8 protein-coding genes are annotated in these 9,462 nt (G+C 71.6%); 1 reads left to right on the plus strand and 7 read right to left on the minus strand.

Annotated elements, in window-relative coordinates:
* The 3 genes from BT341_RS25655 to BT341_RS25665 form a co-directional block, all read right to left on the minus strand.
* Complete coding sequence (locus tag BT341_RS25655; protein WP_072478708.1) at positions 1–1,272, minus strand: extracellular solute-binding protein; 1,272 nt, start codon at positions 1,270–1,272, stop codon at positions 1–3.
* A 117-nt stretch (positions 1,273–1,389) separates the two neighbouring features.
* Complete coding sequence (locus BT341_RS25660; protein ID WP_072478709.1) at positions 1,390–3,480, minus strand: alpha-galactosidase; 2,091 nt, start codon at positions 3,478–3,480, stop codon at positions 1,390–1,392.
* A 56-nt stretch (positions 3,481–3,536) separates the two neighbouring features.
* Complete coding sequence (locus BT341_RS25665) at positions 3,537–4,481, minus strand: methionyl-tRNA formyltransferase (RefSeq protein ID WP_072478710.1); 945 nt, start codon at positions 4,479–4,481, stop codon at positions 3,537–3,539.
* 112 nt (positions 4,482–4,593) lie between these two features.
* Between BT341_RS25665 and BT341_RS25670 the strand changes: the two genes are divergently transcribed.
* Entirely contained in the window at positions 4,594–5,901 is a 1,308-nt protein-coding gene (locus BT341_RS25670; protein ID WP_072478711.1) for a lysine N(6)-hydroxylase/L-ornithine N(5)-oxygenase family protein, read from the plus strand.
* On the opposite strand, the gene BT341_RS25675 is transcribed toward BT341_RS25670, so the two are convergent.
* From BT341_RS25675 to BT341_RS25690, 4 genes are all read right to left on the minus strand, one after another.
* The gene (locus tag BT341_RS25675; RefSeq protein ID WP_072478712.1) at positions 5,888–6,373 is read right to left on the minus strand and encodes a DinB family protein; all 486 of its coding nucleotides are present in this window, start codon (positions 6,371–6,373) and stop codon (positions 5,888–5,890) included. The genes BT341_RS25670 and BT341_RS25675 overlap by 14 nt on opposite strands.
* Before the next feature lie 75 nt (positions 6,374–6,448).
* Complete coding sequence (locus BT341_RS25680) at positions 6,449–7,252, minus strand: ABC transporter ATP-binding protein (protein ID WP_072478713.1); 804 nt, start codon at positions 7,250–7,252, stop codon at positions 6,449–6,451.
* Between the two features lie 4 nt (positions 7,253–7,256).
* Complete coding sequence (locus BT341_RS25685; RefSeq protein ID WP_072478714.1) at positions 7,257–8,303, minus strand: FecCD family ABC transporter permease; 1,047 nt, start codon at positions 8,301–8,303, stop codon at positions 7,257–7,259.
* Between the two features lies 1 nt (position 8,304).
* The gene (locus BT341_RS25690) at positions 8,305–9,342 is read right to left on the minus strand and encodes a FecCD family ABC transporter permease (protein ID WP_072478715.1); all 1,038 of its coding nucleotides are present in this window, start codon (positions 9,340–9,342) and stop codon (positions 8,305–8,307) included.
* Positions 9,343–9,462 lie beyond the last annotated feature (120 nt).

Consider the following 9,462-nt stretch of genomic DNA (forward strand, 5'->3'; position numbering starts at 1 on the left):
TCAGCCCGCCTTCGCCCACTCGGTGTCCAGGAACGCGCACGCGTCGGCCACGGACTTGCGGCCGGTGATGACGTCCTGGGCGGCCTGGTCGACCTTGTCCTTCATGCCGGGCAGCAGGCCGTCGTCGGCGGTCTCCCAGCGGAACGCGTGCACCACGGCGTTCTGCTGCACGGCCTGCGTGTAGAGGTCGTAGCCGGCCTTGAAGGTCGGGCCGACGTCCGCGGGCGGCGTGTAGCCTTTGATCGCCGGGAAGAGGCCGTCGGCCTTGACCGACGCGTCCAGCTGGTCCTTGTCGAGCTGGAAACCGAGCGCGAACTTCTTGGCCGCGTCCAGGTGCGTGGCCTTCGCGTTGACGATCATGCCGCCGCCGGTGTACGCCGGGACGACGAGCTTCCCGTCCTCGGTGGGGAAGTTGAACACGCCGATCTCGAAGTCGTGCTTCTTGCTGTCGGCGTTGGCGGCGAACCAGTTGCCCATCGGGTACATCGCGCCCTTGCCGTCGAGGAACGCCTGCTCGGTCGCCGCGTAGTCGCGGGACACGCTCGTCTTGTCCACGTACCCCTTCGCCGCGAGGTCCGCCAGCTTCGCGAACGCGTGCTGGAACGCCGGATCGGTGAACTTGACCTTGTCCTGACGGCGCTGGGTCAGCCAGTCCGGCATCGTGTTGTAGACCTCGGTGCTGACCAGACCGGAGAGGATCATCGACGACGGGAAGCCGTCCTTGCCGCCGCCGATGGTGAACGGCGGGTAGCCCTTGTCCTTGAGCTTTCCCGCGTCGGCGACCAGCTCGTCCCACGTCTTCGGTGGCGCGGCGATGCCGGCGTCGGCGAACATCTTCTTGTTGTAGTAGACCGGCGGGATGGTCTGGGTGTTCGCCGGCAGCTGGTAGAACTTGCCCTTCACCGGGTTGGCCTCGGGGAACTGGAAGTCCTTGAGCTCGTCGGGCGACCACGCGTAGAGGTTGCCCGCTTCGGCGAAGCCCGCCGAGTCGACGGCGATCATGACGTCCGGGAACTGACCGGACTGCAGGAGCTGCTTCGCGTACGACGTCCGCCCGTCCGCGGTCGGCGCGACGAGCTTCTTCACCTTGATCCCCGGGTTCTTGTCCGTGACGCGCTTGATGGCGGCGTCCCAGTAGGCCGGGGTCAGGTTCGGGGTCTCGAACGTCAGGAAGGTGATCTCCGCGTCGCCGCCGCTGCCGGTGTTCGAGCCGACCGAGCACGCGCTCACCGCCAGGAGCGCCGCTGCCCCCAGCGCCAGGAACCTTCTCATGTCCCGCACCTTCCTCGCCGTCACCCACCATATGCGATGTATGACGCATTCGATCGGATGTATGCGAGGATGTCAAGCGTCGAATGCCGTCGAAACACGGTTCTCGGGCCACATAGGTCAGATCTTTATCCGGTCGAGACGGACCACAGTGCTGGCGAAGTCCCCGGCGGGCAGAGCGGGGACGAGGCCGTGCGCGAGCAGGACGGCCCCGCTGTGCGTGCGGCCGGTGTCCGCGTCGCGGTAGCGCGCGGCCGGGTCGAGGCCGTCGAGCCGCAGCGGGCGCTCCGGCGCGTTGAAGTGCGCGGCCTGCCGGTAGGCGAAGACGACCGCCCGGCCGCCGTGGACGTACTGGAGCGCGGTGACGCCGTCGTCGGCCGGCGGCCGCAGCCGGTACTGGGCGCCGTGCTGCACCACCGGGCGGATGTCCTTGTACAGCGCGATCAGGTCCCGGGCGAGCGCGACGTCCTCGACGGGCCAGCGCACGATGTCGCCGCCGACGCCGAGGACGCCGGCCATCGCGACGTGGAACCGGAACCGCAGCGGCACCGAGCGGGCCGTCACGAAGTTCGGGTTGTCGGTGACCCACGCCGACATCGCCCGTGCCGGGTAGACGTGGCTGTAGCCGTGCTGGATCCGCAGCCGGTCGAGGGCGTCGGTGTTGTCGGAGGTCCAGACCTGGTCGGTGCGCGCGAGCACACCGAGGTCGATCCGGCCGCCCCCGCCGCTGCACGCCTCGATCCGCAACCCCGGGTGGTCCGCGCGCAGGCGGTCCATGAGCGCGTACACCGCCCGCGTGTGGTCGACCCACAGCCGATCCTGGTCCGCTTCGCCGGGCCAGCCGGCCTCGCTGAACGGGCGGTTCATGTCCCACTTGAGGAAGTCGATGCCGTGTTCGCCGACGAGCCGGTCGAGCCAGCCGCGCGCCCACGCGGCGACGTCGGGTCGCGCGAAGTTGAGGACCAGCTGGTTGCGCAGCTCGGACCGGCGCCGGTGCGGGTGGTGCAGCACCCAGTCCGGGTGCGCGCGGTAGAGGTCGCTGTCGGGGTTGACCATCTCGGGCTCGACCCAGATGCCGAACTTCATGCCCAGGCCGTGCACGGCCTCGACCAGCGGCCCGAGGCCATCGGGGAAGCGCTCGCGGTTGACCTGCCAGTCACCGAGCCCGGCGTGGTCGCCGGTGCGGGCGCCGAACCAGCCGTCGTCCATGACGAACAGCTCGACGCCGAGCGCGGCGGCCCGCTCGGCGAGCGCGCGCTGCCCGGCTTCCGTGACGTCGAAACCCGTGGCTTCCCACGAGTTGTACAGCACCGGGCGCAGTTCCCCGGGATGGGGCAGGACGTGGTCGAGGACGTAGGCGTGCCACGCCCGGCTGGCCGCGCCGAAGCCGCCCCGCGTGTACAGCCCGGCCGCGATCGGCGTGGTCAGCGGCTTTCCCGGCCCGACGCGGTGGACGACGCCGTCCTGCCCGAAGCCGCCGCTCACGGTCAGCCGTCCGGTGGACGAGCGCGTGGTGGTCAGGCGCCACGACCCGCTCCACGCCAGCGCGACGCCGTAGACCTCGCCGTGCCGCTCGGTCGCCGTCCCGTCGTCGACCATCACCCACGGGTTGGCGTGGTGGCCGGTGATGCCGCGACGGCTGGCGAACACGGTCTCGCCGTGCGGCGCGGGCACCCGCCGCAGCTGGGTTTCCGCGGCCCAGCGGCCGGTGACGTGGCTGAGCCGGTAGTCCTCGAACACCGGCAGCGCCCAGGTCGCCGAGTCCGCCCGGATCACCTCGGCTTCGGTGTCCGCGGCGAGCTCGGTCCAGCGTTCGACGACGTCGCCCCGCAGCCGGTAGTGCAGGGTGATCCGGAAGGGATAGTGCCGGTCGGTGCACCGGATCGCGAGGTGGTCGCCGGTGATCTCGTGCGTCTCGTACCGCCATTCGAGGGCACGCGTTCCGTCGGCGAAGCGGACTTGCAGAGCGGGCGTCCAGTACCGGGTGCCGCCGTCGGCGGCGAGTTCGCCGAGCCCTTCGTTCGGGTCGTTGAAGCCGTCCCACCAGGGAAGCGTTTTCCCGGCCAGCTCGACGACGTCGGCGGCGGCGAGCGGGGGACCCCAGTACACGTGCGCCGGGACATCGTCTTCGTCGAGCCGCAGCGCGTAAGTGCTCGACGTGCCGGTGAGCACCCACGTGCGGTGGTCTTCGAGGAAGCGGATCTCGCCCATGCGCGCCATCCTGGCGCCGGGCGGGCCCGGTGGCCAGGGGATGTCCCGCTCACCGGTCAGGGGCGGCCGGTGAGGTAGCCGCCCATCGTCTTGAAGTACTCGGCCGCGGGCAGGTCGGTGCCGTCCGCGGTGCGGACGCGCTCGACGACCAGGCCGGGGGACCGCCCGCGCCGGGCCCCGGGGCCGGCCACGATCACCACGCCGTCGCCCTCGCGGATGAAGACGCGGCCGGGCGTGCCGCCGTAGTGGCCCTTCGACACCGACGCCTTGGTGATCCGCAGCTGTTCGCCGCGGTGGTAGGTGAACGCGTTGGGGTACGGGTCGGACAGCGCGCGCACGAACCGCTCGATGTCCTCGGGCGGCGAAGTCCAGTCGACGAGGCTGTCCCGCGCCGCGCGCTTGTGGAAGAAGCTCGCCTTCGACCGGTCCTGCGGCACCGGCGTGTAGCCGCTCTCGATCAGCTGGATGGCTTCGGTGGTGATCGGCGCGATCAGAGCCACGGTGCGGTGGAACAGGTCGGTCGTCGTGTCGGCGGGCCCGACCGGGATCGCGCGCTGCACGACGATGTCGCCCGCGTCCAGCTCGCCGTCCATCATGTGGGCGGTGACGCCGACCTCGGGCTCGCCGTTGATCATCGCCCAGATCAGGGGCGAGAAGCCCGCGTACGCCGGCAGCAGCGAGTCGTGGACGTTGAGGGTGCCGTGGCGCGGCAGGCCGAAGATCTCCGGCGGCAGCCAGGTGCGCCAGTTGTTCGCCACGATCAGGTCGAGGTCCGCCGCGGTCAGCTCGGCGAGCAGCTCGGCGTCGTCCGGCCGGTTCCGCAGCAGGACGCGGATGCCGTGGGCGGCGGCGAGGTCGGCGACCGAGTCGGCCCAGATGCGCTCGTAGGCGTGGTCGCTCTTCGGGTGCGTCACCACGAGGGCGATCTCGTGGCCCGCGTCGATGAGCGCCTGGAGGGTCCGGTGCCCCCAGGTCTGGTAGCCGAACATCGCCACGCGCATGGGGAGAGCCTTTCGTGATCGGGGACGAACATCACCACGAACGTACTAGGTGAGGCTTGCCTAAGTTAGGTTAGGGTTCCCTGAACCATACCGGAGCGCGTGAGGGAGCACCATGACTGCAGTGGCCGGCGAACAGGTTCCGCTCTACGACGTCGTCGGGGTGGGCTTCGGGCCGTCGAACCTGGCCCTCGCGATCGCGCTCGCCGAGCACAACGCCGGCCCGGGCACGCCGGTGACCGCGCACTTCCTCGAGCGGCAACCGCGGTTCGGCTGGCACCGCGGGATGCTCATCGACACCGCCACCATGCAGGTCTCGTTCCTCAAGGACCTGGTCACCATGCGGAACCCGACCAGCGAATTCAGCTTCCTCAGCTACCTGCACGCGGCCGGCAGGCTCGTCGACTTCATCAACCACAAGAACCTGTTCCCGCTGCGCGTCGAGTTCCACGACTACTTCGAGTGGGCGGCGGCGAAGGTCGACGACGTCGTCTCCTACGGGACCGAAGTCGTCGCGGTGAAGCCGGTCCACGACGGTGCCGAGATCGCGTACTTCGACGTCCAGGCGTCGGACGGCTCGTCGCTGCGGGCCCGCAACCTGGTGGTGGGCACCGGCCTGCGGCCCCGGCTGCCCGACGGCGTCACGGCCGGGCCCCGCGTCTGGCACAACAGCGAGCTGCTGTTCCGCCTGGACGCCTTGCGCGGCACCGATCCGCGCCGGTTCGTCGTGGTCGGCGCCGGCCAGAGCGCGGCGGAGGTCGCGGCGCTGCTGCACGACGAGTTCCCGCGTGCCGAAGTGTGCGCGGTGTTCGCGCGCTACGGCTACAGCCCGGCCGACGACAGCTCGTTCGCCAACCGCATCTTCGACCCCGACGCCGTCGACCAGTTCTACCGCGCGGGCGAGCCGGTCAAGGACCGCCTGATGCGCTACCACGGGGCGACCAACTACTCCGCCGTCGACGTCGACCTCATCGACGAGCTGTACCGCCGGGTCTACCGCGAGAAGGTGCTCGGGGTGCGACGCCTGCGGTTGTTCAACGTCTCGCGCCCGGTGGAGGTGACCGACGCGGGGACGGTGACCGTCGAATCCCTGACCACCGGCGAGCGCACGGTGCTGGCGGCCGACGCGGTCGTCTACGCCACCGGGTACCGGCCCGCGGACCCGACGTCGCTGCTCGGCGAGCTGGCCGCGCGCTGCCGGCGCGACGACGAGGGCCGGCTGCGGGTCGAACGCGACTACCGGATCGCGACGGAACCCGCCCTGCGCGGCGGGATCTACCTGCAGGGCGGGACCGAGCACACGCACGGCATCACGTCGTCGCTGCTGTCGAACACGGCGGTGCGGGTGGGCGAGATCCTCAGGTCCATTGTGGACCGCCGGGTGGTCGCGGAGCCGCCGGAGTACGCCGTCAGCGCGCGCTGAGCTGCTCCCGGAGGATGTCGCCGTGGCCGGCGTGGCGGGCGAAGTCCTCGATCAGGAGCAGGTACACGAACCGCAGGTTGACCTCGCCGAGCACCGGGTGGGTCCACGTGTCGTCCAGGTCGAACCCCGCCGCGGTCTCGCGGGAGCGCGCGCTCGCCCGCTCGAACTCGGCGATCACGCCGGCCGGCGTTTCGTCCTCGCCGACGACGAAGCTGGGATCGCCCGCGGTCGTCGGGCCGCCGCACTCGGACTCGGGCAACCCGAGCAGGAACAACGGGAACCACCGGCGCTCGGCCGTGGCCGCGTGCTTGACGAGGCCGATCGGCGTCGTCAGCGACGTGACCAGCCGCTTCCGGGCGTCGGTCTCGGAAAGGCCGCGCGCGGTGTCGATCACCGCGCGCCGGTTGCGGTCCATCATCGCCTCCAGCAGAAGGCGTTCCGGACCGGTGGTGATTTCGGGCAGCACGAACACAGCGCAGCTCCAGGTGTCGGGATGGCGGCCGGACGGACCTCGGGACGGCACGAGGCGGGCCACGCCCAGGATAGCCTAGTTCACCGGCGCCGGGTGGTGGCGGCTGATCGGGATCACCAGCGGCGTGCCGCTGACCGGGTCCGGCCGCACCTGGCAGCGCACGTCGAAGACCTCGTCCACCAGGTCCTCGGTGATGACCTCCGCCGGGGCGCCCGAGGCGACGATCCGCCCGGCCTTCATCGCGATCACGTGGTCGGCGTAGCGGCAGGCCTGCGGCAGGTCGTGCAGCACCATGACCACGGTCCGGCCGTCGCCGCGGTTGAGGTCGACGACCAGGTCGAGCACGTCGATCTGGTGGGCCAGGTCGAGGTAGGTCGTCGGCTCGTCGAGCAGCAGCACCGGCGTGCCCTGGGCGACGGCCATCGCGATCCACGCGCGCTGCCGCTGGCCGCCGGACAGCTCGTCCACCGGGCGGTCCGCGAGGCCGGTCATGGCGGTCGCGTCGAGCGCCGCCCGCACCGCGCCTTCGTCCGATGTGGACCATTGCCGCCACCAGCTCTGGTGCGGGGCGCGGCCGCGGGCGACGAGGTCGGCCACCGTCATGCCCTCCGGCGCGGCCGGGGCCTGCGGCAGGATCCCGAGCCGCTGGGCGACCTGGCGGGTCGGGAGGTCGTGGATCGACCGGCCGTCGAGGTACACCGCGCCCGCTTCCGGGGTCAGCAACCGGGCGAGCGCGCGCAGGAGCGTCGACTTCCCGCAGGCGTTCGGCCCGACGATCGCGGTGATCCGGCCCGGGGGGACGTCGAGGTCCAGGCCGTCGATGACGACCCGGTCGTCGTAGGCCACGCGCAGGTCCTGCACGCGCAGGGACGGTGTCATCTTCTCAGCCTCTCGAGCCGGATCGGTCGGCCCTGGCCAGCAGCCAGAGCAGCAGCGGGGCGCCGAGCACGCCGGTCACGATGCCGACCGGCAACGGCGACGACGTCAGCGAGCGGGCGATGATGTCGCTGCCCAGCACCACGACCGCGCCGGTCAGCGCGGACGCGGTGACCGGCGGCGACGGCAGCCGGGCGAGCCGCTGCGCGATCTGCGGCGCGGTCAGGGCCACGAACGAAACCGGGCCCGCGGACGCGGTCGCGAACGCGACCAGGCCGGCGCCGGCGAGCAGCAGGCCCAGCCGGACCGGCTGTACCGGCGTGCCGAGGCCGGCGGCCACGTCGTCGCCGAGCAGCAGCGTCCCCATCCACCGGGACAGCGCCAGCACCAGCGGGAACAGCACGACGAGCGCGAAGAACAGCGGCACGACGTGCTCCCAGCCGCGGTTGGCCAGGTTGCCGACCAGCCAGCCGATCGACGCCTGCGCTTCGGTGATCTGGGCCTTGCTCAGCAGGTAGTCGGTGAGGCTGGTGCACATCGCGAAGATGCCGATGCCGACCAGCAGGATCCGGTAGCCCGTGGTGCCGCGCCGCCACGCCAGCGCGTACACGAGCAACGCGGTGAGCAGGCCGCCGGCGAGGCCGAGCGTCGTGGTGCCGAGCCCGCCGCCGAAGCCGAAGGCGATGCCCGCGACGACGAAGGTGGCCGCGCCCGCGTTGATGCCGATCATGTCCGGGGCGGCCAGCGGATTGCGGGTGATCGTCTGGAACACCGCGCCGGACGCCCCGAACGCGAGCCCGGCCAGCAGCCCGGTCAACGCCCGGGGCAGCCGCAGCTCCCGCACGATGTAGCCGGTTCCGCCGCCGGTGCCGCCGAACAGGCCGGACAGCACCTCGGAAACGCTCATCGGGACGTCGCCGAACGTCATGCCCGCGCAGAACACCACGAACACCAGCACCGCGAGGACGACGGAGACGAGCAGCAGCCGCGGCCGGATCCGCCCGGACACCGCGCCGGCGCGGAAGGTGACGCGGTCGAGCCGCAGCAGGCTCACCTCAGGACTCCACGAGCTTGCGGCGGCGGACCAGGAAGATGAAGAACGGGGCGCCGAGGAACGCGACGATCACGCCCGCGCGGACCTCGCCCGGCCGCGCCACGACCCGGCCGAGGATGTCGGCGGCGAGCAGCAGGCACGGGGCCAGCACCGCGGTGTAGGGCAGCAGCCAGCGGTGGTCGGGGCCGAGCACGAACCGCACGGCGTGCGGGACGATCAGCCCGAGGAACACGATCGGCCCGGCGACGGCGACGGCGGCCCCGGTCAGCAGCGTGATCGCCACGGCGCCGCGCAGCCGCAGCGGGCCGAGCCTGCGGCCGAGGGAGACCGCGACGTCGTCGCCGAGGGCGAGGCTGTTGAGCGCCGGGCCGCCGGCGATCGCCAGCACCACGCCGGCGACGAAGAACGGCAGCACCTGCAGCAGCGCGTGGCCGTCCACACCGGACAGCGAGCCGGCGGACCAGAAGCGGTAACGGTTGAGCGCCACCGGGTCCGACAGCACCATCGCGCTGGTGAACGAGGTGAGCAACGCCGTGACGGCGGCCCCGGCCAGCGCCAGCTTGACCGGGCTCGACCCGGCGCGCCCGCGGGTGCCGAGGAAGTAGACGACGGCCGTCGCCGCGAGCGCGCCGGCGAAGGCGAACCAGATGTAGCCGTAGAGCGAGCTGATTCCCAGCACGGTGACCGAGAAGACGATCGCGAACGCGGCCCCGGCGCTGACGCCGAGCAGGCCGGGATCGGCCAGCGGGTTGCGGGTCAGCGCCTGCATGAGCGTGCCGGCGAGCCCGAGCCCGGCGCCGGCCAGCACTCCGAGCACCGTCCGCGGCATCCGGACACTGTGGATGATCACCGCGTCCGCGGACCCGTCGTCGTGCCAGAGCACGTGCCAGACGGCAGCGAACGAAATCTCCTTCGACCCCAGCCAGATGCTCAGCAGGGACAGCAGGACCAGCACGGCGAAGGCGGCCAGCAGACCGAGCGCGCGGCCCGTGTGTGGCGGGCGTCGCGTGAGAGCGATCCCTCCGGGGTCTGTTCGCACCGCACCTCCGACTGGTACTGATTTAGGTAAGGCTAACCGATGGTACAGGAGTGCGTCTGCACCCTCCGTTTGTTAGGGCACCTAAGTTGGCGCCTCGATCGGGGTGCCGTGAGCGGCGGG

It is taken from the genome of Amycolatopsis australiensis, assembly GCF_900119165.1.
In the GTDB taxonomy this organism is placed as follows: domain Bacteria; phylum Actinomycetota; class Actinomycetes; order Mycobacteriales; family Pseudonocardiaceae; genus Amycolatopsis; species Amycolatopsis australiensis.

Excerpts from the sequence above, each read along its gene's own strand:
- BT341_RS25660 (WP_072478709.1), bottom strand. The coding sequence starts at position 3,480 with ATGGGCGAGATCCGCTTCCTCGAAGACCACCGCACGTGGGTGCTCACC.
- BT341_RS25670 (WP_072478711.1), top strand. The coding sequence starts at position 4,594 with ATGACTGCAGTGGCCGGCGAACAGGTTCCGCTCTACGACGTCGTCGGG.
- BT341_RS25680 (WP_072478713.1), bottom strand. The coding sequence starts at position 7,252 with ATGACACCGTCCCTGCGCGTGCAGGACCTGCGCGTGGCCTACGACGAC.
- BT341_RS25655 (WP_072478708.1), bottom strand. The coding sequence starts at position 1,272 with ATGAGAAGGTTCCTGGCGCTGGGGGCAGCGGCGCTCCTGGCGGTGAGC.
- BT341_RS25665 (WP_072478710.1), bottom strand. The coding sequence starts at position 4,481 with ATGCGCGTGGCGATGTTCGGCTACCAGACCTGGGGGCACCGGACCCTC.